The following is a 25,545-nucleotide window of genomic DNA, read 5'->3' as shown; positions in this document are numbered from 1 at the left end:
CGACCGCGCAGTGCGGTCGGGCCCGTGCCGGGGACTGCGGGTACTACGCGAGCAGCGCCTCGATCACGCCCGTGTTCGCCTCGCGGAGCTCGGCGAGCGGGAGGGTGAACTGGCCCTGGAGCTCGACCGTGTCGCCGTCGACGACGCCGATGCGGGTGGCCGGGAGGCCCCGGACGCCGCACATCTCGGTGAAGCGGAGCTCCTCGCTGCGCGGGACGGCGACGATCGCGCGACCGGCCGACTCCGAGAAGAGGAAGACGAACGGGTCCAGCCCCTCCGGGACGATCAGCCGGACGCCCTGGTCGCCCTTGAGCGCGCTCTCGACCAGGGCCTGGATCAGGCCGCCGTCGGAGAGGTCGTGCGCCGCGTCGACCATGCCGTCGCGCGAGGCGGCGATCAGGATCTCTGCGAGCAGCTTCTCGCGGTCGAGGTCCAACTTCGGCGGCAGGCCGCCGAGGTGACCGTGGGCCACCTGCGCCCACGCCGAACCGCCCAGCTCGTCACGGGTGTCGCCGAGGAGGTAGACCAGCTGGCCCTCCTCCGCGAACGCCATCGGCGTACGGCGGGTCACGTCGTCGATCACGCCCAGCACGGCCACGACCGGCGTCGGGTGGATCGCCTCGGTGCCCGTCTGGTTGTAGAGCGAGACGTTGCCGCCGGTCACCGGGGTGCCGAGGGTGAGGCAGCCGTCCGCCAGGCCACGGGTGGCCTCGGCGAACTGCCACATGACCTCCGGGTCCTCCGGGGAGCCGAAGTTGAGGCAGTCGGAGACGGCCAGCGGCTTGGCGCCGGTCGCGGCGACGTTGCGGTAGGCCTCGGCCAGCGCCAGCTGCGAGCCGATGTACGGGTCGAGCTTGGTGTAGCGGCCGTTGCCGTCCGTGGCGATCGCGACGCCGAGGTTGGTCGACTCGTCGACGCGGATCATGCCGGAGTCCTCCGGCTGCGCCAGCACGGTGTTGCCGAGCACGAACCGGTCGTACTGCGAGGTGATCCAGCTCTTGTCGGCCTGGTTGGCCGAGCCGACCAGCTGCAGCACGGCCGCGCGCAGCTCGTCGCCGTTGGCCGGACGCGCCAGGCGCTCGGCGGTCGGGGCGTCGGCCTGCAGGGCGTCCTGCCAGCTCGGGCGGTGGTACGGGCGCTCGTAGACCGGGCCGTCGTGGGCGACGGTGCGCGGGTCCACGTCGACGATCTTCTCGCCGTGCCAGAAGATCTCCAGGCGGTCGCCGTCGGTGACCTCACCGATGACGGTCGCCGTGACGTCCCACTTCTCGCAGATGGCGAGGAAGGCGTCGATCTTCTCCGGCTCGACGACGGCGCACATGCGCTCCTGCGACTCACTCATGAGGATCTCCTCGGGAGTGAGCGTGTTGTCGCGCAGCGGGACGTCGTCCAGGTCGCAGCGCATGCCGCCGGAGCCGTTGGACGCCAGCTCGCTGGTCGCGCAGGAGAGACCGGCCGCGCCGAGGTCCTGGATGCCGACGACGAGCTGCGCCCGGAAGGCCTCCAGGGTGCACTCGATCAGCAGCTTCTCCTGGAACGGGTCGCCGACCTGGACCGCGGGGCGCTTGGACGGCTTGGTGCCGTCGAAGGTCTCCGAGGCCAGGATCGAGGCGCCGCCGATGCCGTCGCCGCCGGTGCGGGCGCCGTAGAGGACGACCTTGTTGCCCGCGCCGGACGCCTTGGCCAGGTGGATGTCCTCGTGCTTCATGACGCCCACGGCCAGCGCGTTGACCAGCGGGTTGCCCTGGTAGCAGGCGTCGAAGACGACCTCGCCACCGATGTTCGGCAGGCCCAGGCAGTTGCCGTAGCCGCCGATGCCGGCGACGACGCCGGGCAGCACGCGCTTGGTGTCCGGGTGGTCCGGCGCGCCGAAGCGCAGCGGGTCCATCACGGCGACCGGGCGGGCGCCCATGGAGATGATGTCGCGCACGATGCCGCCGACGCCGGTGGCCGCGCCCTGGTAGGGCTCGACGTACGACGGGTGGTTGTGCGACTCGATCTTGAAGGTGACCGCGTAGCCCTGGCCCACGTCGACGACGCCGGCGTTCTCGCCGATGCCGACGAGCATCGCGTCGGACTGCGGGGCCTTCTCGCCGAACTGGCGCAGGTGCACCTTGCTCGACTTGTAGGAGCAGTGCTCGGACCACATCACCGAGTACATGGCCAGCTCGGCGCCGGTGGGACGACGGCCCAGGATCTCGCGGACCTTGAGGTACTCGTCCTCCTTGAGACCCAGCGCGGCCCAGGGAAGCTCGACGTCGGGCGTCTCGCTCGCGTTCTTGACGGTGTCGAGGGTCATGCGTTCACCAGCCGCTTGATGATCGAGGTGAAGAAGCCGGTGCCGTCCGTGCCGCCGGTACCGACGATCGGCTCGACCGCGTGCTCCGGGTGCGGCATCAGGCCGACGACGTTGCCCGCGGCGTTGGTGATGCCGGCGATGTCGTCGATCGAGCCGTTCGGGTTGCCGTCCAGGTAGCGGAAGACGACCCGTCCCTCGGCCTCCAGCTCGTCGATGGTGCGGCGGTCCGCGGTGAACCGTCCGTCCATGTTCTTGAGCGGGATCATGATCTCCTGGTCCTGCGCGTAGTCGCTGGTCCAGGCGGTCGTGTTGTTCTCGACCCGCAGCTTCTGGTCCTTGCAGACGAAGTGCAGGTGGTTGTTGCGGAGCATGGCCCCCGGCAGCAGGTGCGACTCGGTCAGCACCTGGAAGCCGTTGCAGATGCCGAGGACCGGCATGCCGCCCTTGGCCTGCTCGATGATCGTCTCCATCACCGGCGAGAACCGCGAGATGGCGCCGGCGCGCAGGTAGTCGCCGTAGGAGAAGCCGCCCGGCAGGACCACGGCGTCGACCTGGTGCAGGTCCTTCTCACGGTGCCAGAGCGCGACCGGCTCGGCGCCGGCCAGCTTGACCGCGCGCAGCGCGTCGCGGTCGTCGAGGCTCCCGGGGAAGGTGACTACGCCGATCCGCGTGGTCACTGCCCCTCCTCGACGCGGACGGTGAAGTCCTCGATGACGGTGTTGGCGAGGAAGGTCTCGGCTGCCTGGTGGATGCGGGCCAGCGCGGCGTCGTCGACCGGGCCCTCCACCTCCAGCTCGAAGCGCTTGCCCTGGCGGACGTCGGCGATCCCCTCGAAGCCCAGGCGCGGCAGCGCGCGCTGCACCGCCTGGCCCTGCGGGTCGAGGATCTCCGGCTTCAGCATGACGTCGACAACGACGCGTGCCACAGGTACTCCCGGTGATGAGTGGTGCGGGGACTTCCCAGCCTACCGGGGTGAAAATGCGATCTTGGAGACTCATCCAGTGCGACGCGCGTAGAACGCCCAATCGCGCGGAGGTTCACACAAAGCACGCCGCGGCGCCGGGCTCCCTCCCGGCTGTCTTGACGCCCGCAGCGAACAGCGCGCCTCGGCTACCAAAATTGCCGGTACCAGAGGTTTCGCACCGGTATCGGCGCGGTACCGAAACGACACGAAAATAACGCGGAAAAATCCTGCCTCTTCGATTTCTGGGGTCATTGGGGGCAGAATGGCATCGCCGGTCGCGGCCAGCACCTGCGGTCGCACGGCAAAGCCCGAGAGGATTGGCTTCCATGGCTCAGCGCGTTGTGGTCACGCTCTCCGACGACCTGGACGGAGGGGTTGCCGAAGAAACGGTTCAGTTCGGACTCGACGGAAAGTCGTACGAGATCGACCTGTCCACCAAGAACGCGGAAAAACTCCGTTCCGCGCTTGCGCCGTATGTACAGGCAGGCCGGAAGCAGGGCCGCGCAGCAGCGGCCAAGACCCCCCGGCGGACCGAGGTCGCCCCCGATCCGGCGACGGTCCGGGCCTGGGCACAGTCCCGCGGCATCGACCTGCCGGCCCGTGGCCGACTTCCGAAGCACGTCTATGAGGCCTTCGCACAGGCGAGCTGAGAAGTCGCCCGTCGGACTTTCTAGACAATACGGACATACCGCCCCGCCGTGGTGATCACGGCCCGCGAGATGGGCTAATGTTCTTCTCAGCGGAACGCACCGCAGACAACGGCCGAAAGGCCAGGTCGGCGGGGCGGCTCTCGCAGGTGTAGCTCAGTAGTAGAGCGTCCCTCTTCCAGAGGGAAGGCACAGTGTGCGATCCCTGTCACCTGCTCTCATCCGCTCGACCTCATCATTAGGGTGGCGAAAGCTCCCTCTGGGATGGGGTAGAGTGGAGGGCACGCCGAGGCCTACGGGTCCCGGAGTACTGCGGACGTGGCTCAGTTGGTAGAGCATCACCTTGCCAAGGTGAGGGTCGCGAGTTCGAATCTCGTCGTCCGCTCTCAATCTCATAACCCCATATCGTGCGGACGTGGCTCAGTTGGTAGAGCATCACCTTGCCAAGGTGAGGGTCGCGAGTTCGAATCTCGTCGTCCGCTCCAGCAAAGGGCGCCTCTTCGGAGGCGCCCTTTCGCATCTCCGGCATTCATGCCGGCATCCAGATCCTGGCACCCGGAGCACCCGCGTGCGGACGGCCGCTCGATGACGACCGTCCGCAACGCGGGCAGGGAGATCAGCTCCAGGCCAGGCCGGTGATGCGCTCGTAGGCCTCGACGTAACGGGCGCGGCTCTGCGCCACGACCTCCTCCGGCAGCACCGGCGGCGCTTCCTCCCCACGAGGGTTCCAGCCCGAGGCGGGCGAGGAGAGCCAGTCGCGGATGAACTGCTTGTCGAAGGAGGGCTGCGACCGGCCCGGCTCCCACTGGTCGGCAGGCCAGAAACGCGACGAGTCCGGCGTCAGCACCTCGTCGGCGAGGACCAGGGACTCGCCGTCCTCGTCCAGGCCGAACTCGAACTTGGTGTCCGCCAGGATGATCCCGCGCTCACGCGCGATGTCCCGGGCGCGGCTGTAGATCGCGACGGTGGCCTGCCGCAGCTGCGCCGCGACGTCCGCGCCGACGCGACGGGCGACCTCCTCGTAGGGGACGTTCTCGTCGTGCTCGCCCACCTCGGCCTTGAGCGCCGGGGTGAAGATCGGCGCGGGCAGCTCGGAGCCGTCGACCAGGCCCTCGGGCAGCGTGATCCCGCACACCGTGCGGGACTCCTTGTACTCGACCAGGCCGGAGCCGGTCAGGTAGCCGCGGGCGACGCACTCCACCGGCAGCATGTCCAGGCTGCGGCAGATCAGCGTCCGGCCCTCCCAGTCGGCGGGCGCGCCGGCCGGGACCTCGGCCTGGATCACGTGGTTGGGGACCAGGTCCTGAAGTCGCTCGAACCACCACAGCGAGAGCTGGGTCAGGATCCGTCCCTTGTCGGGAATCAGCGAGGGAAGCACCCAGTCGAAGGCGGACTGACGGTCACTGGCGACCATCACCAGTTGTCCGGCTTCATTACGGTAGAGGTCGCGGACCTTTCCCGTGTGGAGGTGGATCAAGCCGGGCACCTGCACCGGCTCGGGCTTCTCGACGAATCCGCTCAAGGTGGTCCCCTCGGGACTTCAAGACATGGGTCTGCTGGGTGGGTGGCCGGTCCTCAGTCTTTCATGCGGCACTTTCACGCCGCGAAATCGGGCTCAGTGCACCTTGCAGATACGATCCAGCAGGTTTGCGGTGGCCCGCTGAACGCGTTCGTCGGTGTGTCCGGGACGGTCCAGCGCGGGTGACCAGGCGAAGGTGCCGCTGGCAAAGACGTGGGCGCCGCTCGCCGCCCGGTAGAGCGAGGTCTCCTGATGGCGGCCGACCCCTCGGACGTCCTTGTAGGGCGAGTGCGCCAGCAGCACCCGTTCCGTCGACTCCGGCAACGGGACGCGCGGGAAGTACCGGTCCGACTCCCCGGCGACCAGCGCCGGGATCTCGTCACCGTCGTGCAGGCCGGTGCCCTCCCACACCCAGTGGTCGGTGTTGTGGACGACCATCGGGACCGGCTCCGGGACGCGGCCGGAGTACTGGATGCCCAGCAGCTGCTGTTCCGGCTCGCCCAGATCACGCCAGAGCACGCTGGGCGGCGTCTCCGCCTGGCGCTTGCTGCAGGTCAGCAGCCGGTCCGGCTCGCCCGCCGGGCCCTGGTGCAGTTGGACCTGCCAGTACATGGTGTTGGCGGAGAGGAAGACCAGCGAGGTGCCGCCGTCCCTGGCCCGCTCCACGGCACGCCGCATCGGCGCGGACCAGTACTCGTCGTGACCGGGGAAGATCAGCCCCCGGTAGCGGGTCGGATCGACGCGCCCGGCGTGCAGGTCGGTCGCGTTGGCGTAGGCGAGGTCGTAGCCGTAGCGCTCGGCCCAGCGGATGAAGTCGTAGGCGTGGCCGATGTGCAGCGGCAGCCCGGCACCGGCGTAGGGGCGGTCGAAGGAGACCGTGGTCGCCGCCGCCGGCTCGCCCAGCAGCTCGCCCTTCTCGTTCCACGCGTGGTAGAGGCTCGCCCCGGTCCGGCCGTCCTCGGGGAAGAGGTTGTACGCCTGCCAGGTGACATCGGGCAGGAGCAGCAGCAGGTCGGCGGCCCGCCCGGCGCGGACGGTGAACGGGATGTGGCTGCGGTGCCGGTGGTCGGCCGTGGTCAGCACCGCGACGTAAGCACCGGGCGTCCAGTGCAGCGGCACCTGGAGCCGCCAGGACATCCACCAGTGGTGGCAGGAGACCGTCCGCCCGGCCACCAGCGGCGCGGGCTGCACCAGGCCGGAGACGCGCGGGCTGGCCGCCATATGACGCGCCCCCGCTCCGCCGTAGTGGCCGATCCGGTAGACGTCGACGGTGAACTCCTGCGGCGGGTTGACGCTGACGCGCAGGTCGAGCGAGCCGCCGAGGTCCGTCGCCCCCGCGGCGAAGCCCTTGATCTGCCCGCCGACGTCGTCCGAGGTGCGCGGTCTGCCGAGCGCGGGCTTGGGGTCGTAGTCGGGCGACCGCCGCGCGGCGGGCAGCAGCGCCGGATCCACGTACCAGGGGACCATCAGGCCGGTGTCGTCGAAGTACTGGTCCGCGCCGCGCAGCCACGGGAGCGGGCCCTGGCCGAACGGGTCGGTCACCCCGTGCGCGAGCGCCCCGGACTCCCAGCGGCGGGTCTGCTCTGCACCCACTGCCCCCGACCCCCTCCTGCGCCCTGCCGGCTCCGGCACTCTTGCCGGACCGGTGTCGCCCACCGGGCCTCGCGGTCCTGTCGGGCCTGCGCGACCGGACTTTGACGAACTGTTAGAGGAACTCCGTTGTTACCGTGCGCTGCCGACGTCTCACCGGCAGTACATCCATCCTAATCACAGAGACGACATCTGAGCAGGGGCGCTGCCAGAGTTGACGCTCCGTCATTGCCACCCGGTGACGGACCGTCACCACAGCAGGGTGCGGCCGGCGTTCAACGCAGCCTCGCCGGACGGTCCATGGATATGCCCGCCCCCTCCAACCAGACCCGCAGCGGCTCGTCGTCACCGTGCTCCACCGCCAGCGCGATCGGAGCGCCGAGGTCGGCGCAGCGACGGCCGTCGACCAGCAGCACCGGGCCGTCCAGCCAGTCCATCCCCGGCACCGCCCGCCCCGCGTCCACCGCCGCCCGGCAGACCAGCGCGTAGAGGCCGTCGGAGACCGCGTCCCGGCCGCTGCGCGACGCCGGCAGCCCGTTGCGCTGGGCCTCCAGCTGCGCCGCCAACTGCTCCCCCGTCCCGGCGCGCAGGGCGCGCAACGCCGTCGCCAGCGCCCCTGCGGGCGAGGCTATCTCCGCTCCCAGCGCCGCCAGCAGCGACGCGGACTGGTTGCCCCACTGCCGCAGCACGACCTCGCGCGGGTAGTCCGCCCAGTCCAGCCGGGACTCGCCGCTACCGGGCGCTGGCAGCGCGTTCGGCCCGACGTAGAAGAGACTCGCGGCCAGCAGCGAGGTGGCCTCGTCGATCCGGCCCGGCTCCTCCAGCAGATCGCAGGCCGGGCGCTCCCCCAGACGGCTCTCGAAGCCCTCGGCCAGCCGGTCCCGACGGGACAGCTCGGTCAGGGCGGACACCACCCCCGCGTTGAGCCGCGTCGGACACCGCCCGAGCCGCCAGGCGGGCAGCGCGACCCGGGTCAGCAGCCGGTCCCAGCCCGCATAGGCGAGGCCGACCTGCTCCTGGGCGGCGATGCGCATTCCGTAGTCGACCTGGCGGGCCTGCTCCGACGCCCACCCCGCGACGGCCCGCTCCATCTCCGCCGCGTGGACGCGCGAGCGTCGCAGCAGCGAGCGCGCGGGTATGGAGGCCCAGAAGCCGCCACGGCCGTGGTGCGCGCCGAGCAGCGCGTCCAGCCCGTGGGTGAACCGGCGGGCGGCGGCGATCTCCGGATCAAGCGCGCAGGCCGCTCCGGCGACCACCGGCGCGAGCAGCGCCCGCAGCTCGGCCACCCGCATCCACCACAGGAACGGCGAGCCGACGACCAGCGTCGGCGGCGCCGGACTGCGCCCGCCGGGGGCGGTCTCGTCCTCCAGCCAGCTGTCGCAGTCGGGCGTCAGCGCGATCGCTCCGGGCGCGGGCACCTCCATCCGCTCGGCCAGCTCGCGCACCAGCCGGTGCAGCTCCGGAGCCTCGCGCTCGGTGAGCCGCACGGACGGCGTCCGGTGCGGCCGGGCCCGCCGCAGCGCGACGGCGAAGGCCGCCGCCCAGCCCAGCGTCAGCAGCGCCACCGCGACCACGGCGTACCGCGCCGCGTCCCACGCAGTGACATCCGCGCTGCCGGGCGCGCCCAGATGACCCGTGAACCGCCCTGCCACAAGCACGGCCGCAAGCGCGGCAGGCATTGCGGCGAGAGCGACCGCGAGCCCGCGCAACCGCAGGATCGCTGCCGCCCGGGCGGTGGCCCCATTCGCGCTGACACCCATGGCTCGGTTCACCCCCTACCGCCTGCCGCCGACCGTCGACTCCTGACAGGAGCCCACGGGAGTCGACGGGCGTTCTGGCTTTCGCACGTCATACGCCCCTGTCCGATCCGACGCACGAGCCCCGCCCGGTGTTCCTGAAGCGGTCCCGAACCACTCGGATCAGTGATTCCCTGTGGACCGCAGCTTCCCCCCGGCCGGGATGGTGTACCCGCGCAGCCCCGGAGCGCGTGGTCGCGGTGTCGCCGGCCCTGGGCACGATACGGCCGGGGGCGGCCGTACGTCCGGCGTATGCGCTTCCCATCACCCGAAGGAATGTTCGCGTGGGCTAATCGCCTCGCGCGGAGATTTTTTCTGCTTCGGTCGGAAGCGTTGCCCCAAACAGGGAGCGCAAGCCCTGCGGGCGGCGACCTATCGCTCCCGCAGGGAGTTGCACTGCCAAGGGGCGCGGGGCTCCGCACATCGGCAGAGCCCCGCGCCCCTGGTAGTGCAACTGCCTGCGGGAGCAGAAAGGTGCTGCTACTCCCCCGCCGCGGCCTTGGCCGCGATGTCGGAGCGGTGGTGGCTGCCCTGGAGGGTGATCTTCGCGACGGAGTCGTACGCACGGGCGCGGGCCTCGGTGAGGTCCTTGCCCATCGCGGTCACCGAGAGGACGCGGCCGCCCGCGCTCAGCACCGTCTCGCCGTCCTCAGCCAGCCGCGTGCCCGCGTGCAGGACGTAGGCCGTGCCGTCCTCGGTCTCGGCCTCGGCGAGGCCGCCGATCGGGTCGCCGCTGCGCGGGGACGCCGGGTAGCCCTCGGACGCGACCACGACCGTCACCGCCGCGCCGTCACGCCACCGCAGCTCGGGGAAGTCGGCCAGGTGGCCCGTCGCCGCCGCGTACAGCAGCCCGCAGAGCGGCGTCTTCAGCCGCGCCAGCACGACTTGCGTCTCCGGGTCGCCGAAGCGCGCGTTGAACTCGATCACCCGCACGCCGCGCGACGTGATCGCCAGGCCGGCGTAGAGCAGGCCGGAGAAGGGCGTGCCCCGGCGGCGCAGCTCGTCGACGGTGGGCTGGAGGACGGTCTCCTGGACCTCCTCGACCAGCTTCGGGTCCGCCCACGGCAGCGGCGAGTACGCGCCCATGCCGCCGGTGTTGGGACCCGCGTCGCCGTCGCCCACGCGCTTGAAGTCCTGTGCGGGCTGGAGCGGGACGACGGTGGTGCCGTCGGTGACGGCGAAGAGGGAGACCTCGGGGCCGTCGAGGAACTCCTCGATGACCACCCGGTCGCAGCCCGCGGCGTGGTCCTTGGCGACCTGGAGGTCGTCCGTGACCACGACGCCCTTGCCGGCGGCCAGGCCGTCGTCCTTGACCACGTAGGGCGCGCCGAAGGCGTCCAGCGCCTCGGCGACCTCCTCGGCGGTCGTGCAGACGTAGGAGCGCGCGGTGGGAACGTTGGCGGCGGCCATGACGTCCTTGGCGAACGCCTTGCTCCCCTCCAGCTGCGCGGCCTCGCCGCTGGGGCCGAAGACGGGGATGCCGCGCTCGCGGACGGCGTCGGCGACGCCCGCGACCAGCGGGGCCTCCGGGCCGACGACGACGAACTCGGCGCCGAGCTCGACGGCGAGGTCGGCTACCGCCCGGCCGTCCATCTGGTCCACGGCGTGGACCTGGGCGACCTGGGCGATGCCGGCGTTGCCGGGCGCGCAGTGCAGGGAGGTGACTTCGGGATCGAGCGAGAGCGCGCGGCACAGGGCGTGTTCGCGGGCGCCGCCGCCGATGACAAGGACCTTCACACCCCCAGAGCCTAGTGCCTAGCAGGAGGGCCGGGTTCCGGCCGGGTGCCGGGCACGCCGCGCGCCTCGTCCATCTCCGCTTCATCACAACCAAAGAGACAATTCGCAACAATCCGGCAACCGGTCAGATCCGTGCCAACGAAACACCCACTCGTAGGGGTGAGATATGCACGGGCCGCAGAGAGCCGGATCCCTGCGCCGACCATGCGAAACCTGCACGATTTCGCACAACAATCCGACCTGAACCGCCACCACGGTCAGCCATTTGGCGGTAAGAAGTAGCTCTTGGAAGCCGAGCAGGCCGAAGGACAGGGAGTTCCACGGTGAGCCAGCCGGAGATGCAGCCCGAGGAGTCCTCCTGGGGCAAGGAGGCCGGGGCTGAGGACACGTCAGCCACGGCGGCTCCAGCCGTGCCCGCGCCGCGCTCGGCAGGTGGTGGACGTGACCTGAGCGTGCGCCAGTTCCCCCTGGGCGACTGGGGCGAGCCCGCGGAGCGTCTGGAGGAGCTGTACCGCTGGTCGGAGGAGCGCGCGGTCGAGGCGATCGACTGGTACCACCGCGACCGCCGCTGGAAGCGCGGCGGCGCGCGGCTGCTGCGCGGGATGGCGGCGCTGCTCGCCGTGGGCGGCGCGGTCATGCCGATGATCGCCCTGACGGGCGTCTGGCGGCCGGGCCAGGACTGGGGCTACGTGCTGCTCCTGCTCGCGGGGTGCAGCCTGCTGGCCGACCGCGTCTTCGGTCTGACCAGCGGCTGGATGCGGGACGTCAGCACCGCGCATGCGCTGCAGCGACGGCTGGAGGCGTTCCAGTTCGACTGGGCGTCGGAGTGCGTCCGCGAGGTGCTCGGCCCGACCGAGGGCACCGCGAGCGAGGCCGCGGAGCGGTGTCTCGGCGTGCTGCGCCGGTTCTGTGAGGACGTGTCGGACATGGTCCGCGCCGAGACCTCGGAGTGGATGCTGGAGTTCCGCGCCTCCATGACCCAGCTGCCGACGCAGACGGCGGGTACCTGGGGCGGCCGCGTCGAGGGCGCGAACGCGCAGGTCCGCGTCCTCCCCACGATCGGCAACCGCCCCACGATGCCCCGGCAGCGGCCCCCGGAGTCCCCGCTGCGTTGACCTTCCGCAGAGGGGACGTTGCACTCTGCTCAGGGGCGCGGCGAACTGCGCGAACAACCACCCCGTGCGGATGGCCTCAACGTTCGGGGCTCTACCTCGCAGGGTGGCTTTCGCGCAGTTCCCCCCGCCCCTTGTGTGCTGCAACTACCTGCGAGAGCGAAAGGGCTCCCTCAGGCGAAGACGATCATCGACCCCTGCGCGAGGGCGCGCGTCGCCGCGGCGTGGAGGCCGGTCCAGGCGTGGCGTTCGCGGGAGTAGGGGCCGTCCTGCCCCGGAGGGGGAAACGCGGGGCCTTCGAGCGTCGTCGGCGCGACCGGGCGGACCGGGACGGGCGGGAGCGCCGGGTCGATCCCGATGTGCGGGGCCACTGCCTCCAGCTCCTTGAGGAGCCGCTGCACCGAACCCAGCGGGCCGCCGGTGGCGAGCAGCGCGTCGTCGACGACCGGGAGGTCGAAGTCCAGCGGGACGTACGCCCCGGCGTGGTCGAAGTGCCAGACCAGGTGACTCTGCTCGGCCGTCGACTCGAACATCTCCAGCAACTGCTCGTAGTCGCCGCCCAGCTCGTCCACCGGCGTGACGTCGAGGCCGGTCAGCTGGAGCAGGTACGCGCGGCGCAGGAAGTGCAGCGAGTCGTAGTCGAACGCCGCGACCGGCTCGACGTCGCCGCTCAGGCCCGGCATGTACTGGAAGACCGGCACCTGCGGCAGCCCGGCGGCCGTCAGGGACCCGTTGTAGATCTCCAGGTCCTCGGCGAACGGGTTGTCAGGGCTGAGCACCAGCAGGTCGACCAGTGGGACGAGCCAGACGTCACAGGCCAACACGCTCTCCTGACGGTGTCGACGGGGTTCTCGGACAACGATCACAGACTGCCGATCGCAGCGGCGATCCGGGGCTGTCCACCCTACTGCGTTGCCCGCGGTCACGGACCCGGTTCGGGGACGGGCGCGCGCTGCCCCGGGACCTGCGGGAGCGGCTCGCCGCAGAGCATGGACATCTGGCGGAGGGACTCGTCGTTGTAGTCGACCAGCATCCGGTGGACGCCGGGGATGTCGCGGGCCTCGATCCGCTCGACCAGCTCCAGATGGCGGGACCAGCAGAACGCGGCCAGGTCCTCGCGGCCCCGCAGGTACGCGGAGGCGAAGATCCAGTACTGGACCCGGAGCTGGTCCAGGTAGTCGCTGATGCGCCGGTTCCCGGCGAACCTGCCGAGCTCCGCCCAGAAGCGGCGGTCGCAGCCGACCAGGACGTCCAGCTGTCCGGTGCGCGCCGCCCGGACCGCCGCGTCCGCGCGACGGCGCAGGGACGGGACGGCCGTGCCGTCGAGAAAGGCCATGCGTGGGCGCCCGCGGCGGAAGATGCCGTCGATCACCAGCGACCTGGCCTCGACGATGTCGATGAAGTCGTCCCAGGTGTAGCGCGGCACGGCGAACCCGCGGCCCTGCTCGACCACAAGCAGGCCCTGGGCCGCCAGGTCGACGAGGGCCTCGCGGACCGGGGTGGCGGAGACGCCGTAGAGCTCGGCGATCTCCTTGACGGTGAAGTGGCGGCCGGCGGCGAGGCGACCGGCCATCAGCTCCTCACGGAGCGCCCCGGCGACCTGCTCGCGCAGTGAACTGCGCTGGACCACGGCCGGGAAAGGGCGCTCGGGGGCTCTGCCACTCGGCATGACCGTTGCCTCCGCCTTCTTCCCGACTGATCTACTTGCCCGCTTCCACCTGGTTGGTCCCCTGTCATCCGCATACTGCCGGTCCAGGCCTCCCAATGGTAAGGCCCCGCATCCCCCGTTCGGAGGGGTTGCGGGGCCAATGTGATTCAGGAGAAGTCACGACCTGGTGAAGTCATCCGACCAATAAACCTGCAGGTCAGGGCATGTACACGTCGACAGTGCCCGGACTCAGACCGTGTGCGCGTCGGTCAGCGTGAGGACCTCGTCGAGGATCGCGAGACCCTCCTTGACCTCGGACTCGCTGACGTTGCACGGCGGCACGACGTGGAAGCGGTTCATGTTGGTGAACGGCCACAGCCCGCGCTTCTTGCACTCCGCCGCCAGCTCGGCGATCGGCGCGTTGGCGGCGCCCGCCGCGTTGTAGGGGGTGATCGGCTCGCGGGTCTCGCGGTTCTTCACCAGCTCGACCGCCCAGAAGACGCCCAGGCCGCGGACCTCGCCCACGGACGGGTGACGCTCGGCCATGGCCCGGAGCTCGGGGCCGATGACGGTCTCGCCGATGTGCTTGGCGTTCTCGACGATGCCCTCCTCGGCCATGGCGTTGATCGTCGCCACAGCGGAGGCGCAGGCCAGCGGGTGGCCCGAGTAGGTCAGGCCGCCGGGGAACGGGCGCTCGGCGAAGGTCGCGGCGATCTCGCCGCTGATCGCGACGCCGCCCAGCGGGACGTAACCGGAGTTGACGCCCTTGGCGAAGGTCAGCAGGTCGGGGGTGACGCCCCAGTGGTCGGCGGCGAACCACTCGCCGGTGCGGCCGAAGCCGGCCATGACCTCGTCCAGGATGAAGACGATCCCGTAGCGGTCGCAGATCTCACGGACGCCCGCGAGGTAGCCCGCCGGGGGGATAAGGATGCCGGCGGTGCCGACGACGGTCTCCAGGATGATCGCGGCGACGGTCTGCGGACCCTCGAACGCGATGACCTGCTCCAGGTGCGCAAGCGCGCGCTCGCACTCCTGCGCCTCGTTCCCGGCGTGGAAGTTGGAGCGGTACGGGTACGGACCCCAGAAGTGCACGACGCCCGAGACGCCGATCTCGTTCTGCCAGCGACGCGGGTCGCCGGTCAGGGCGATCGCGTTGGCCGTGGCGCCGTGGTACGAGCGGTAGGTGGAGAGCACCTTCTGGCGGCCGGTGTGCAGGCGCGCCATGCGGATGGCGTTCTCGTTGGCCTCGGCGCCGCCGTTGGTGAAGAAGATCTTGTCGAGGTCGCCCGGGGTGCGCTCGGCGATCAGCCGAGCCGCCTCGGAGCGGGCCTCGATCGCGAAGGCCGGCGCGAAGGTGCAGAGCTTGGCGGCCTGCTCCTGGATCGCGGCGACGACCTTCGGGTGCTGGTGGCCGATGTTGGTGTTGACCAGCTGGGAGGAGAAGTCGAGGTAGCGCTTTCCCTCGAAGTCCCAGAAGTACGAGCCCTCGGCCCCGGCCACGGCGAGGGGGTCGATCACGGACTGCGCGGACCACGAGTGGAAGACGTGGGCACGGTCGGCAGCCTTGACCGCCTGGCCGAGCGCCGGGTCTGCGTCAACAGAGGGGCCTGGGGAGATCGTCATGCCCACCAGCGTATTTTTCGCCTTACCGCCCCCGGTACCGACATCCTGTCTGATGATCCGGGGGCAGGGCGACAAGCTGTCAGCCGATCCTCCAAGCCACCAGGGGTGATGCGGCATGCGGCCCCGCGGGCCTCAGCCGAACCGCCTCACTCGGCGGGCATCACGTAGAGCAGGAACGGGGTCTTCTCGCCATGCCGGTCGTAGACCGCGCGGGCGCGGTAGTTGTCGTCGGCGGTGTTCCAGCGGATCTGGTACCAGCCCCGCTCGCGGGCGATCCGGCGCAGCTCGCCGAGGAGGGCGTCCACGGCACCGCTGCCGCGTCGGGCCGGGTCCACGAAGAGGTCGTGCAGGAAGCCGCGGGTGCCGCGCAGCGGGGAGTGGTCGGGGGCGAAGTGCGCCAGCCCGATCGCGGTTCCGTCAGCGTCGCGCGCCAGCAGGCACTCGACGGGGTGGTTTACGTCGTGGATCCAGGCCCAGGACTCCGCGAGCCGTTCCTCCGTCAGTTCGACGTGGTAGAACGTGGCATAGCCGATGAAGAGCTCGCGCCAGCGCGGGTAGTCCTCGGCGGTGGGGGCGGAGACGGTCGGGGCGCTGATGGTCGTGTCAGCCATGATGATGAGATTCAGCCCTTTGCGAGTCGTTCGGTGAGCCTGGCCTTGGCCGCCGGCCACTCGTCGATGTTCATGCCGAAGTAGACGCTGTCGCGCCAGGTCCCGTCCGCGCGCTGCACCTGGCGCCGCAGCACTCCCTCGCGCTGCGCTCCGAGGCGGGCGATGGCGTTCTGGGAGCGCTCGTTGCGGATGTCGGTCTTCCACTGGACCCGGCCGTAGCCGAGATCCTCGAAGGCGTGGGTGAGCAGCAGCAGCTTGGCCTCGGTGTTGGTGGCGGTGCGCCAGTGCGAGCGGGCGTACCAGGTCCAGCCGATCTCCAGGCGTTCGTGCTGCTCCTGGATGTCCAGATAGGTGGTCCAACCCACGGGCCGCCCAGTCGTCAGGTCGACGACGGCGAAGCCGAGGCAGCGGTCCGGGCCGTTCAGCAGCGCTTCGATGACCTCGGCCAGCTCCTCGCCGCTGCGCGGGGTCGCCCGGAGCCAACGGAACACGTCGTCCACCGACGGGCGCAGCGACTCCCAGAGGGCGGGGGCGTGGTCGACGGTGAGCGGCTCAAGGCGGATGTGCCGGCCGGTCAGCGCGACGGGAAGGGGCGTCTTCGCGGTCATGCTCGAAACATAATGCCCATTTGAACTAGATGCAATCAGTATCTGCATTAGTGCAAACAAAGGGAGGTGGGTCGTGGGGTTGCGGGTGGGCGCGAAAAGGCCCCCGCCCGAAGGGGCGGGGGCCTGATCAGCCGGATCGGCTGCTGCTACAGCAGCGAGTGCACCTGGATCGTCTCGGTGCGGCCGGGGCCGACGCCGATGGCGGAGATGCGGCAGCGGGAGAGCTCCTCCAGCGCCTTGACGTAGTCCTGGGCGTTCTTCGGCAGGTCGTCGAAGGTCTTCGCCTTGGTGATGTCCTCGGACCAGCCCGGCAGCATCTCGTAGATCGGCTTCGCGTGGTGGAAGTCGGTCTGCGAGTAGGGCACCTCGTCGAAGCGCTGGCCGTCGATGTCGTACGCGACGCAGACCGGGATCTGCTCCCAACCGGTCAGCACGTCGAGCTTGGTCAGGAAGATGTCGGTCAGACCGTTGATCCGGGTCGCGTAGCGGGCGATCGGCGCGTCGAACCAACCGCAGCGGCGGTCACGGCCGGTGGTCACGCCACGCTCGCCGCCGATCCGGCGCAGCGCCTCGCCGTCCTCGTCGAAGAGCTCGGTCGGGAACGGGCCGGAGCCGACGCGGGTGGTGTAGGCCTTGAGGATGCCGATCACGCGGTCGATCTTGGTCGGACCGATGCCGGTGCCGGTGCAGGCGCCGCCCGAGGTCGGGTTGGACGAGGTGACGAAGGGGTACGTCCCGTGGTCCACGTCGAGCAGGGTGCCCTGGCCGCCCTCCATCAGGACGACCTTGCCGTCCTCCAGCGCCTGGTTGAGGAGCAGCGCGGTGTCGGCGACGAACGGGCGGAGCTTGTCCGCGTAGCCGAGGTACTCCTCGACGACCAGGTCGGCCGGCATGGCGCGGCGGTTGTAAAGCTTGACCAGGATCTGGTTCTTGTCGCTGAGTGCCGCCTCGACCTTCTGGCGCAGGATGCTCTCGTCGAAGAGGTCCTGCACCCGGATGCCGATGCGGTTGATCTTGTCGGCGTAGGAGGGGCCGATGCCGCGCCCGGTGGTGCCGATCTTCCGCTTGCCCAGGAACCGCTCGGAGACCTTGTCCATGGTCCGGTGGTACGGGGTGATCAGGTGGGCGTTGCCGGAGATCAGCAGCTTCGAGGTGTCCACACCGCGGTCCTGCAGGCCGGCCAGCTCGGAGAGCAGCACCGCCGGGTCGATGACGACGCCGTTCCCGATGACCGGGACGCAGTTCGGGCTGAGGATGCCGGACGGGAGGAGATGCAGTGCGTACTTCTGATCGCCTACGACCACCGTGTGACCGGCGTTGTTGCCGCCCTGATAGCGGACCACATAGTCGACAGAGCCGCCGAGAAGGTCGGTTGCCTTCCCCTTGCCCTCGTCTCCCCACTGAGCGCCGACCAGCACGAGTGCGGGCACAGGCGTACACCCCTTTCGGGCGGGGCACAACTCACGGCGAAAGGTCGCCGCACTGGCCCCGGATAGACCAAGCCCCTGGCGCAAAAGCGCAAGGGGCTCTTACACCGAGAGATTACCCGAGGAAGGACCGCGGTGTCGGCTGAGCGTTCGGTGGGTGAGCCCGTGTTGGTCCTGGTCTCACCGGCGGCGCTGTCGCACGACGGCGAGTCGGTGCGGGTTGCCAGGGACGTGCTGGGCGCGGCGCTGCCGATGAAGGCGGTGGTGCCGGAGAGCCTGCTCGATCTTGAGCGAGTGCTGGCCAGACGGGGTCGGCGGCGACCGGTGGTGATCGGCGACGACCGCTACCTCCAGCAGGTCGTCCAACTCCTCCACCAGCAGGCGACGCTGGGCGCGGCCCCGGTCGGGGTGATCCCGGTGGGCCGAGGGCACCGGGTCGAGGTGGCGCGAGCGCTGGGCGCGGCGACGCATCCGGTCCGGGCCGCGCGGGCCGTGGTGGGCGGCGCGGACCGGTCGCTCGACCTGCTGGTCGACGAGCACGGCGGCGTGGTGTTGGACGCAGTCCGGATCCCGGGGGCCTGTTCGCCCAGGGCGAACACGGTAGCGTCCGCCTGGTGGACAACTGTGGGTCGCAGGGTGGTCCAGGCCCTGGCATCGCCCTCCGCGCGGGAGCCCGCCGAGCCGCCGCTGCGCGTCGAGGCCGACGGCAGGCTGCTGGCCGACCCGGCCCACCCGATGCGCGGTCTCGCCCTGCGCAGCAGTGAGGGCAGCGCGGAGGTGCGGATCAGCGCCCGGAACGGCCGCGGCGCGATACCCCTCACCGTCCAGGCCCGGCAGGTCACGGTGGCCGGTGGCGCGGGCGGACTCTTCACCTACGAGGCCGACCACGCGCTGAGCCCGCCGGTCCACGAGCGCACCTGGACCGTCGAGCCGTCAGCCTGGACGCTGCGCGTCCCGGCCTGACGCGTCGGCTGTGCGCGCAGGCCTGACGCGTGAGCCCGACGCGTCGGCCCGATCGGCCGTGCACGATGGACCGGGCACGATGCACCGGATCGATGCGAACGACGGGGCTTGGGGCCCAAGGCGGAGTGGCAGACTGACTGCCATGACCATTCACGAGAACCTGCTCGGCGGACCTGAGCCGACCCTCCTGCCCGAGGACGAGCAGCCCTACAAGCAGATGGCCGAAGAGTCCGCCTCGCCCGCGCAGATCGCGGCGGCGTTCCCCACCTTCTCCCTGGCCTGGGCGCAGCTGGCGGACGAGTCCTTCGCGGCCGGCCGAGTGGTCGAGTCCTACGCCTACGCCCGCACCGGCTACCACCGCGGCCTCGACCAGCTGCGCCGTGCCGGCTGGAAGGGCCACGGGCCGGTCCCGTGGGAGCACCGCGCCAACCGCGGCTTCCTGCGCTGCCTGGCCGCGCTGGCCCGCGCCGCCGACTCCATCGGCGAGACCGACGAGGCCGCCCGCTGCTGGAAGTTCCTCGAGGACAGCAGCGCCGAGGCGTACGCCGAGCTCAAGCAGTAGGCCCGTAGGAACAGAGACCGCGCGAAGGCCCCGGAACCACCAGGTTCCGGGGCCTTCTGCACAGCTTGCGGACCAAGCCCTACTTGAGCTTGTTGCCCGCCGAACGCAGCTGGTTGGCAGCCTCGCCGACGCGGGCGGCCATGCCCGCCTCGGCGAGCTTGCCCCAGGTGCGCGGGTCGTAGGCGGACTTCTTGCCGACCTCGCCGTCGACCTTCAGCACACCGTCGTAGTTCCGGAACATGTGGTCCACGACGGGGCGGGTGAAGGCGTACTGGGTGTCGGTGTCGAGGTTCATCTTGACGACGCCGTTCTCCAGCGCGGTCTCGATCTCCTCGGCGGAGGAGCCGGAGCCGCCGTGGAAGACGAAGTCGAACGGGTCGGTCTTGCCGTACTGCTTGCCGATCGCGTCCTGCAGCTCGCGCAGCAGCTCCGGCTTGAGCACGACGTTGCCCGGCTTGTAGACGCCGTGGACGTTGCCGAAGGAGGCGGCCAGCAGGTAGCGGCCCTTCTCGCCCAGACCCAGGGCCTCGGCGGTGCGCACCGCGTCGTTGACCGTGGTGTAGAGGGAGTCGTTGATCTCGTGGGAGACGCCGTCCTCCTCGCCGCCGGTCGGGGTGATCTCGACCTCAAGGATGATCTTGGCGGCGCGGGCCTGGGCCAGCAGTTCCTCGGCGATGGCCAGATTGTCGCCCAGGGTCTCGGCGGAGCCGTCCCACATGTGCGACTGGAAGAGCGGGTTCTCGCCACGGGCCACGCGCTCGGCGGAGATCGCCAGCAGCGGGCGGACGTAGCCGTCCAGCTTGTCCTTGGGGCAGTGGTCGGTGTGCAGCGCGACCGTGACCGGGTACTTCTTGGCGATGATGTGCGCGTACTCGGCCAGGGCGACCGCGCCGGTCACCATGTCCTTGCTGTACTGGCCGCCCAGGAACTCCGCCCCACCGGTGGAGATCTGGATGATGCCGTCGCTCTCCGCCTCGGCGAAGCCACGCAGGGCCGCGTTGAGGGTCTGCGAGGAGGTGACGTTGATCGCCGGGTAGGCGAACTTGCCTGCCTTGGCCCGGTCCAGCATCTCGTTGTAGACCTCGGGCGTTGCGATAGGCATTCGGATCCGCTCCTGTCGGTGGGCGTCTACGCGGGGGAAGGGCGCACGCCGGACGTCGTCGACCGGGCACCGGCGCCATTCTCGCACCCCGGCGCAAGGGGTTCATCCCGCCCGAGGGCAGGTCACAGGGTGACCTGCAGCAGGTGCGACACCTTGCGTGACCCGGCGGCACAGCGTACGGACACCCTCGCCCGATACTCTGCGCGGGTGACCCAGAATCTCGCGCTCAACCTGCTCGACGCCAAGGCGCTCATCGCCCAGGTCGGCACGGTGGGACTGCTCGCGATCATCTTCGCCGAGACGGGCCTGCTCATCGGCTTCTTCCTGCCCGGCGACTCGCTGCTGATCCTGGCGGGCGTGGCCGCGTCGGGGGCGGGCAAGGCGCTGCTCGGTACCCAGATGTCCGTCGGGACGCTGCTGATCGCCGCACCGCTGTGCGCGATCGCCGGGGCGCAGCTCGGCCACCTGCTCGGCGCGAAGATCGGCACCCGGATGTTCGACCGGCCGAACTCGCGGCTCTTCAAGCGGTCGCACGTGGACAAGGCCGAGGAGTACTTCAACCGCTTCGGCCCGGCCAAGGCGGTGGTGATGGCCCGCTTCATCCCCGTGGTGCGGACCTTCCTCAACCCGGTCGCCGGAACGCTGGAGATGCCCGCGCGGACGTTCTTCGTCTGGAACGCGCTCGGCGGCGTGGTGTGGACCGAGGTCATGCTGCTGATCGGCTACAAGTTCGGCGACTCGATGGCGCCGGTGATCGACAAGTACCTGGTTCCGGCGGTGCTGGTGATCGTGCTGCTGTCGCTGACGCCGATCCTGATCGAGGTGCTGAAGGGCCGGCGGGGCGGGGGCGCTCCGGCGGCAACGGCGTCGGGCGCGGGGGCCGAGGAGAGCGCGGATTCCGCGCGGGTGCCGGTCACCAGCGGCGGTCGCCACCGCAAGCGGTGACCGCCTGACGACGTCGACACCGAATACGACAACGACTACGGCTGCGGCCCCCGGACCAGGTCCGGGGGCCGCAGCCGTAGTCGTTCTGCCGGGACGAGCCGACTCAGAGGCCCAGGTCGGCCAGCTGGTACGCGGCCAGGTAGGGCAGGCCGGCCTCGGCGATGGCCGGGGCGGCGCCGCGCTCGACGATCACGGCGACGGCGACGACCTCGCCACCCGCCTCGCGGACGGCCTCGACAGCCGTCAGCGGCGAGCCGCCGGTGGTGGAGGTGTCCTCGACGACCAGGACCCGGCGGCCCTTGACCTCGGTGCCCTCGATCCGGCGCTGCATGCCGTGCGCCTTCTGGGCCTTGCGGACCACGAAGGCGTCCAGGCGCTCGCCTCGCGCGGCGGACGCGTGCAGCATCGAGGTCGCGACCGGGTCGGCGCCGAGCGTGAGCCCGCCGACCGCGTCGAAGTCGAGGTCCTTGGTGAGGTCCAGCATGACCTGGCCGACGAGCGGTGCGGCGGTGCCGTCCAGCGTGATGCGGCGAAGGTCGATGTAGTAGTCGGACTCCAGCCCGGAGGACAGGGTCACCTTGCCGTGGACAACGGCCTTGTTCTTGATCTCTTCGAGAAGCGCGTCACGCGAGGTACTCATGAGGCTCCAGCTTAGGGCCTGTCCGGTGCCCTTCCCGCTCAGCCGCGCTGCCAGCTCCAGGTGGTGGTCACTTCGAGCGGCTCGATCGGGGTGACCAGGTGCGGCGCGGTGTTGAGGCCGTTCGGCGGGCCGGACTGCGGTTCGACCGCCACGGCGTCGTCCTGCTCGTCGAAGACGACCAGCCAGGTGCAGTCGCTCTCCACGGCCAGCGTCAGCTCGTCACCCCAGCGCAGCGAGGCGCGGACGCCGTCCGGCAGGGCGAAGCAGTCGTCCCACGGACCCGGGAGGGGGTCGATCCGCCGCCCGGTCGGGAGGTGGTCGGCGCCGCGTTCCTCCTGCCACGCCGGGGAGAAGTCGAGGACGGCGGACGGTCCGTCCGCCCGCAGCTGCTTGCGGAACCAGGGGTGCCACCCGGCCTGCGCCGGGAACGAGTCCCGCAGCGCCTCGACGGACAGGGTGATGCGCAGTTGGTCCTGGGTCAGTTCGAACAGCTGGGAGACCCGGCCCGGGTAGGGCCACGGGTCGGTGAGGTCGCAGACAAAGGCGGCGGACACGGTGCCCTCGGGGATCTCCCGGCCGGAGAACTCCGTGCCGTCCGCACCGGTGACGACAGGCCCGACGGCGCGCCAGGCACGGCGGACCACGGTGCCGTGGGCGGCGTGCGGGGGCAGGTCGAGCGGAAGGTGGTGCCGGATCGGCCCGTTGTTGAAGAGCCCCCGGTCCACCCGACCCGCATAGGGAGCCATCGGGAACGAACCGTGGCCGAAGGCTTCCCACGCCTCCGCTTGCTCGCCGTGCTTCCCTTGCTCCGCCTTCTCCGCCTTCTCTGTCGCCGGTTCCGGCGCGGTGCGCAGCAGTTCGACGTCGCCTAGCCGCAGGCTGCCCACCCGGCAGCCGTCGCCGGGCAGCACGGTCACAGCGACGTCGCCCACGGCGAGCAGGACGGGGGCGGGGTGGTGCACGGGTGGTTCCCTTCGGATCGGTGGGTTTGCCGCTGCGGCGAGCCGGCGTTCCGGACGTGCGGCGCGGCAGTCGGTCAGCGCGAGTGGCGGCGGAGGGCGCGGACCAGGACGAACGCGCCGCCGAGCAGGGCGACGCCGCCGCCGACCAGCCAGGGTGTGCGCGGCCGCTCCAGCTCGGCGACCGGGGGCTCGCCCATCCGGCGCTCCGTGGTGCCCCAGCGCGCGGACGCGCGGGAGCGGGCGCTGCGGGGCGCCAGGACCGGGGCGTACCGTCCGCGCGGCGGCGCGTGGTCGACCTCCTCGGCCGAGCGGCCGACCATGCTGCGGCGTGCCGACTCGACCGTGGCGGGCTCACCGAGTTCGCCGAGGTCACCCAGCTCGCTCAGGTCCCCGAGGTCGCTCAGGTCGTTCAACTCGCCGAAGCCCTGGACCAGGAAGAGTTCGGCGTCGTCGTCGAACCCTTCCTCCAGCGGATCGGACGTTTCTGCGGCGTCAGTTTCGTCGGTTGCGTCGGCCTCGTCAGGGGCGTCAGCTTCGTCTGCCTCCGCCGCCAGGTCCTCCATCCGCTCCGCACGCGTGGACAGTTCGGCACAGAATCGGTCCAGCAGACGGCGTCCCGCCGTCGCCAGTGTCGAGGACGAGAATTCCTCGATCCGGCCCTTGCCCTGAAGCGTCGTCAGGAAGACCACCCGGGTCGTGAACGCGTCCTCCGCCAGCGGCTCCAGCCGCACCCGGACCGTGCCGGTGATGCTGCCACTGCCGACCGACTGCTCGCCGTCGACTTCGAATGCTTGGCCACCTGCGCTGTCGGCGTCGTTGTCGTCGAGACGTCGCAGTCGCCCGCGGTAGGTGATGGAGGAGGAGCCGACGCGCAGCTTGAGCCGTCCGGCCAGCAGCGGAGTCCCCGAGGCGTGCGCGGCGTCGGAGCCGTCGCCCTGGGCCGGCACTTCGGGCACGGCGCCGTCGGTGGCGGGCTGGTCCGGGGTGAATCCCGGCAGGCAGACCGCGAGCAGCTCGGATCGGCCCAGGGATCGCTGGAGGGCCCGCGGCGACAGTGGTACCAGAACCTCATGCTCCATGCCTGGTGAGCCTACCCACCCGTCGCGCGGGAAGAGCCGGTTCAGCGCGGATCGAGCAGCGTGGTGACCCGGTCGGCGTGCCCGCGCGGCTCGGTGAGGACGTGGAGCGAGGGCACTCCCTGCAGGTCGTGGGACGGGCCGTACGGCAGGGCGAGGGGCTGTCCGCCGTGCGCCGGAGCGGCCGCCGCCAGGACGAAACTCCAGGTGGGTGTGGCGACCGGACCGCAGCCGCCACGGCCGTCGGCGTCGTAGGCGAGGACCGAGAGGCCGACCGAGCGGACGGTGTCGGCCACCGACCAGAGGCGGCTGCCCGCGTGCACCACCAGCCGTCCGCCGGGCGCCAGCATCCGGCGGACCAGGCCGTAGAACTCGCTGGTGTAGAGCTTGTCGGCGTCGTCGAGCTGGGGGCCTGGCAGGTCGGCGACGATCACGTCGTAGGGGTGTTCCTGGCGCGGCGCGGTGCGCAGCCAGCCGAAGGCGTCGGCGGTGACGGTGTCCACGCGGGGGTCGTCCAGGACGTGCCGGTTGAGGGTGGAGAGGACCGGATCGGTCCGGGCCAGCTGGAGCAGGTCGGGGTCCTGCTCGACCAGGGTCACCTTGCGGACGCCGGGGGTGTCCAGCACCTGACGGGCCGCCAGCCCGTCGCCGCCGCCGAGGACGAGCACCCGGGCGTGTGGGCCGACCAGCGCGGGTCCGGTCAGCGCCGCGTGGTAGGCGGCCTGGTCCCGGCCGCAGACGGCGATCCGGGAGTCGAGGTAGACGCGGACGGAGGTCAGCGCGGCGGCGTCCACCAGCCGGCCGGGACCGCCGAGCGCGCCGGCTGCCGCGATGTCGGACTGCCGAGCGGCACCGCCCGGCACTGCCTGCGCGTCCTGCGCGTCCGGGCCGTAGGCCCCGGCCTGTCCGGACGAGCCGCCCGACCCCAGCTGCCCGGTGACCACGATCTGCTGGTACCGGCTCTGTTCGCTGACCCGTACCGGGCCGCCGTAGAGCCGCCGTTGGGCCGCCCGCTCGAACGCGCCGCTGCCCGCCCACGCCAGCAGCAGGATCGCGACCACCGCGCCGCTGAGCAGCCAGAGCAGCAGCCTGGCCCGGGGCGCGGGCTCCCTACGGAAGATCCAGAGCGCGATCAGGCCGCCCGCAACGGTGTTGACCACGCCGGTCACCAGCGCGCCGGTGAGCTGGCCGAGGGTCGGCAGCAGCAGGAAGGGGAAGGCCAACCCGCCTATCAGCGCGCCCACGTAGTCGGCCGCGAACAGGTCAGCGACGGCCCGCCCGGCCTCCTGGCGGCGGACCCGCTGCATCAGCGTCATCAGCAGCGGGATCTCCGCGCCGATCAGCAGGCCGATCAGCGAGGCGACCGCGACCAACGCGACCTGGTAGTGGCCGAACCAGACGAAGCAGCCGTAGAGCGCGAGCACCGAAAGCCCGCCGATCAGCGCCAACGCGCTCTCGACCAGTGCGAACGAGGACGCCGGACGTCTGGTGAACCGCTTCGCCAGCAGTGACCCGGCGCCCATCGCGCAGACCATCACGGACAGGACGACGGACGCCTGGGTGACGGAGTCGCCCAACAGGTAGCTGCCGAGGGCGACCAGGTCCAGCTCGTAGACCAACCCGCATGCGGCGCAGACGAAGGCTGCGAGCAGCACCAGCAGCCGGGCGGCGCGGGGGGAAGGGTTGATCACGCAGAAACGCTAGGCGACGGGAG

General features: G+C 70.9%; 23 protein-coding genes and 3 tRNA genes. 8 read left to right on the top strand and 18 right to left on the bottom strand.

The annotated features are described in order from the left end of the window. Positions 1–43 precede the first annotated feature (43 nt). The 3 genes from purL to purS are packed head-to-tail and all read right to left on the bottom strand — an operon-like array spanning position 44 to position 3,224. Positions 44–2,299 carry a phosphoribosylformylglycinamidine synthase subunit PurL gene (gene purL / locus I2501_RS10015; RefSeq protein ID WP_196193510.1) on the bottom strand — a complete coding sequence of 752 codons (2,256 nt, stop codon included), beginning with the start codon at positions 2,297–2,299 and terminating at the stop codon, positions 44–46. Beyond that, entirely contained in the window at positions 2,296–2,976 is a 681-nt protein-coding gene (purQ, locus tag I2501_RS10010; protein ID WP_196193509.1) for a phosphoribosylformylglycinamidine synthase subunit PurQ, read from the bottom strand. The genes purL and purQ overlap by 4 nt, the downstream gene beginning before the upstream one ends. Next, positions 2,973–3,224 carry a phosphoribosylformylglycinamidine synthase subunit PurS gene (gene purS / locus I2501_RS10005; RefSeq protein ID WP_037601097.1) on the bottom strand — a complete coding sequence of 84 codons (252 nt, stop codon included), beginning with the start codon at positions 3,222–3,224 and terminating at the stop codon, positions 2,973–2,975. Before purS ends, purQ begins: the two co-directional genes overlap by 4 nt. A gap of 365 nt (positions 3,225–3,589) precedes the next feature. On the opposite strand from purS, the gene I2501_RS10000 reads away from it, so the two are divergent. From I2501_RS10000 to I2501_RS09985, 4 genes are all read left to right on the top strand, one after another. Beyond that, the gene (locus tag I2501_RS10000; RefSeq protein WP_196193508.1) at positions 3,590–3,913 is read left to right on the top strand and encodes a histone-like nucleoid-structuring protein Lsr2; all 324 of its coding nucleotides are present in this window, start codon (positions 3,590–3,592) and stop codon (positions 3,911–3,913) included. Between the two features lie 142 nt (positions 3,914–4,055). After that, positions 4,056–4,127 (top strand) — tRNA-Gly (locus I2501_RS09995). A gap of 95 nt (positions 4,128–4,222) precedes the next feature. After that, positions 4,223–4,295: transfer RNA gene (locus tag I2501_RS09990), tRNA-Gly, on the top strand. A 24-nt stretch (positions 4,296–4,319) separates the two neighbouring features. After that, positions 4,320–4,395 (top strand) — tRNA-Gly (locus I2501_RS09985). A gap of 131 nt (positions 4,396–4,526) precedes the next feature. On the opposite strand, the gene I2501_RS09980 is transcribed toward I2501_RS09985, so the two are convergent. The 4 genes from I2501_RS09980 to purD form a co-directional block, all read right to left on the bottom strand. Next, positions 4,527–5,432, bottom strand: a complete 906-nt coding sequence (locus I2501_RS09980) for a phosphoribosylaminoimidazolesuccinocarboxamide synthase (RefSeq protein WP_196193507.1) — start codon at positions 5,430–5,432, stop codon at positions 4,527–4,529. Between the two features lie 93 nt (positions 5,433–5,525). Then, the gene (locus I2501_RS09975; protein ID WP_196193506.1) at positions 5,526–7,022 is read right to left on the bottom strand and encodes a N,N-dimethylformamidase beta subunit family domain-containing protein; all 1,497 of its coding nucleotides are present in this window, start codon (positions 7,020–7,022) and stop codon (positions 5,526–5,528) included. Positions 7,023–7,294: 272 nt separating this feature from the next. Then, on the bottom strand, positions 7,295–8,779 hold the full coding sequence (locus I2501_RS09970; protein ID WP_196193505.1) for a M48 family metalloprotease: 1,485 nt from the start codon (positions 8,777–8,779) through the stop codon (positions 7,295–7,297). 516 nt (positions 8,780–9,295) lie between these two features. Then, the gene (gene purD / locus I2501_RS09965) at positions 9,296–10,552 is read right to left on the bottom strand and encodes a phosphoribosylamine--glycine ligase (protein WP_196193504.1); all 1,257 of its coding nucleotides are present in this window, start codon (positions 10,550–10,552) and stop codon (positions 9,296–9,298) included. A 323-nt stretch (positions 10,553–10,875) separates the two neighbouring features. Between purD and I2501_RS09960 the strand changes: the two genes are divergently transcribed. Beyond that, the gene (locus I2501_RS09960) at positions 10,876–11,667 is read left to right on the top strand and encodes an SLATT domain-containing protein (protein ID WP_328806294.1); all 792 of its coding nucleotides are present in this window, start codon (positions 10,876–10,878) and stop codon (positions 11,665–11,667) included. A 170-nt stretch (positions 11,668–11,837) separates the two neighbouring features. On the opposite strand, the gene I2501_RS09955 is transcribed toward I2501_RS09960, so the two are convergent. The 6 genes from I2501_RS09955 to I2501_RS09930 all read right to left on the bottom strand — a co-directional run bounded on the left by I2501_RS09955 (position 11,838) and on the right by I2501_RS09930 (position 17,584). Beyond that, positions 11,838–12,485, bottom strand: a complete 648-nt coding sequence (locus I2501_RS09955; RefSeq protein WP_196193503.1) for a hypothetical protein — start codon at positions 12,483–12,485, stop codon at positions 11,838–11,840. Positions 12,486–12,586: 101 nt separating this feature from the next. Further along, on the bottom strand, positions 12,587–13,333 hold the full coding sequence (locus I2501_RS09950) for a GntR family transcriptional regulator (protein ID WP_196193502.1): 747 nt from the start codon (positions 13,331–13,333) through the stop codon (positions 12,587–12,589). A 228-nt stretch (positions 13,334–13,561) separates the two neighbouring features. Next, positions 13,562–14,935, bottom strand: a complete 1,374-nt coding sequence (locus tag I2501_RS09945) for an aspartate aminotransferase family protein (protein ID WP_196193501.1) — start codon at positions 14,933–14,935, stop codon at positions 13,562–13,564. A gap of 146 nt (positions 14,936–15,081) precedes the next feature. Further along, the gene (locus tag I2501_RS09940; RefSeq protein WP_196193500.1) at positions 15,082–15,546 is read right to left on the bottom strand and encodes a GNAT family N-acetyltransferase; all 465 of its coding nucleotides are present in this window, start codon (positions 15,544–15,546) and stop codon (positions 15,082–15,084) included. Positions 15,547–15,557: 11 nt separating this feature from the next. Beyond that, positions 15,558–16,154, bottom strand: coding sequence for a GNAT family N-acetyltransferase (locus I2501_RS09935; RefSeq protein ID WP_196193499.1), 597 nt, complete (start codon positions 16,152–16,154; stop codon positions 15,558–15,560). Positions 16,155–16,300: 146 nt separating this feature from the next. After that, positions 16,301–17,584, bottom strand: coding sequence for an adenylosuccinate synthase (locus I2501_RS09930; RefSeq protein ID WP_196193498.1), 1,284 nt, complete (start codon positions 17,582–17,584; stop codon positions 16,301–16,303). Between the two features lie 132 nt (positions 17,585–17,716). Here I2501_RS09930 and I2501_RS09925 point away from each other — a divergent pair, with 132 nt between their 5' ends. Beyond that, positions 17,717–18,544: a diacylglycerol kinase gene (locus tag I2501_RS09925; RefSeq protein WP_196193497.1), complete on the top strand. Its 828-nt coding sequence runs from the start codon at positions 17,717–17,719 to the stop codon at positions 18,542–18,544. A gap of 142 nt (positions 18,545–18,686) precedes the next feature. After that, on the top strand, positions 18,687–19,106 hold the full coding sequence (locus tag I2501_RS09920; protein ID WP_196193496.1) for a DUF3151 domain-containing protein: 420 nt from the start codon (positions 18,687–18,689) through the stop codon (positions 19,104–19,106). 79 nt (positions 19,107–19,185) lie between these two features. Here I2501_RS09920 and fbaA read toward each other — a convergent pair whose 3' ends face one another. Beyond that, entirely contained in the window at positions 19,186–20,214 is a 1,029-nt protein-coding gene (gene fbaA, locus I2501_RS09915; RefSeq protein WP_328806305.1) for a class II fructose-bisphosphate aldolase, read from the bottom strand. Between the two features lie 201 nt (positions 20,215–20,415). On the opposite strand from fbaA, the gene I2501_RS09910 reads away from it, so the two are divergent. Continuing rightward, on the top strand, positions 20,416–21,153 hold the full coding sequence (locus I2501_RS09910; RefSeq protein WP_196193494.1) for a DedA family protein: 738 nt from the start codon (positions 20,416–20,418) through the stop codon (positions 21,151–21,153). 103 nt (positions 21,154–21,256) lie between these two features. Here I2501_RS09910 and pyrE read toward each other — a convergent pair whose 3' ends face one another. The 4 genes from pyrE to I2501_RS09890 form a co-directional block, all read right to left on the bottom strand. Further along, positions 21,257–21,793 (bottom strand): orotate phosphoribosyltransferase, encoded by a 537-nt coding sequence (gene pyrE, locus I2501_RS09905; RefSeq protein ID WP_196193493.1) that lies wholly within the window; start codon positions 21,791–21,793, stop codon positions 21,257–21,259. Positions 21,794–21,831: 38 nt separating this feature from the next. After that, positions 21,832–22,755 (bottom strand): aldose epimerase family protein, encoded by a 924-nt coding sequence (locus I2501_RS09900; protein WP_196193492.1) that lies wholly within the window; start codon positions 22,753–22,755, stop codon positions 21,832–21,834. A gap of 74 nt (positions 22,756–22,829) precedes the next feature. Then, complete coding sequence (locus tag I2501_RS09895; RefSeq protein WP_196193491.1) at positions 22,830–23,834, bottom strand: SRPBCC family protein; 1,005 nt, start codon at positions 23,832–23,834, stop codon at positions 22,830–22,832. A 41-nt stretch (positions 23,835–23,875) separates the two neighbouring features. Beyond that, the gene (locus I2501_RS09890; RefSeq protein ID WP_196193490.1) at positions 23,876–25,522 is read right to left on the bottom strand and encodes a spermine/spermidine synthase domain-containing protein; all 1,647 of its coding nucleotides are present in this window, start codon (positions 25,520–25,522) and stop codon (positions 23,876–23,878) included. Positions 25,523–25,545 lie beyond the last annotated feature (23 nt).

Source organism: Streptacidiphilus fuscans, assembly GCF_015690355.1.
Taxonomy (GTDB): domain Bacteria; phylum Actinomycetota; class Actinomycetes; order Streptomycetales; family Streptomycetaceae; genus Streptacidiphilus; species Streptacidiphilus fuscans.
Note: the sequence above shows the minus strand (reverse complement) of the source record. Positions and strands in the feature narration are given on the sequence as shown.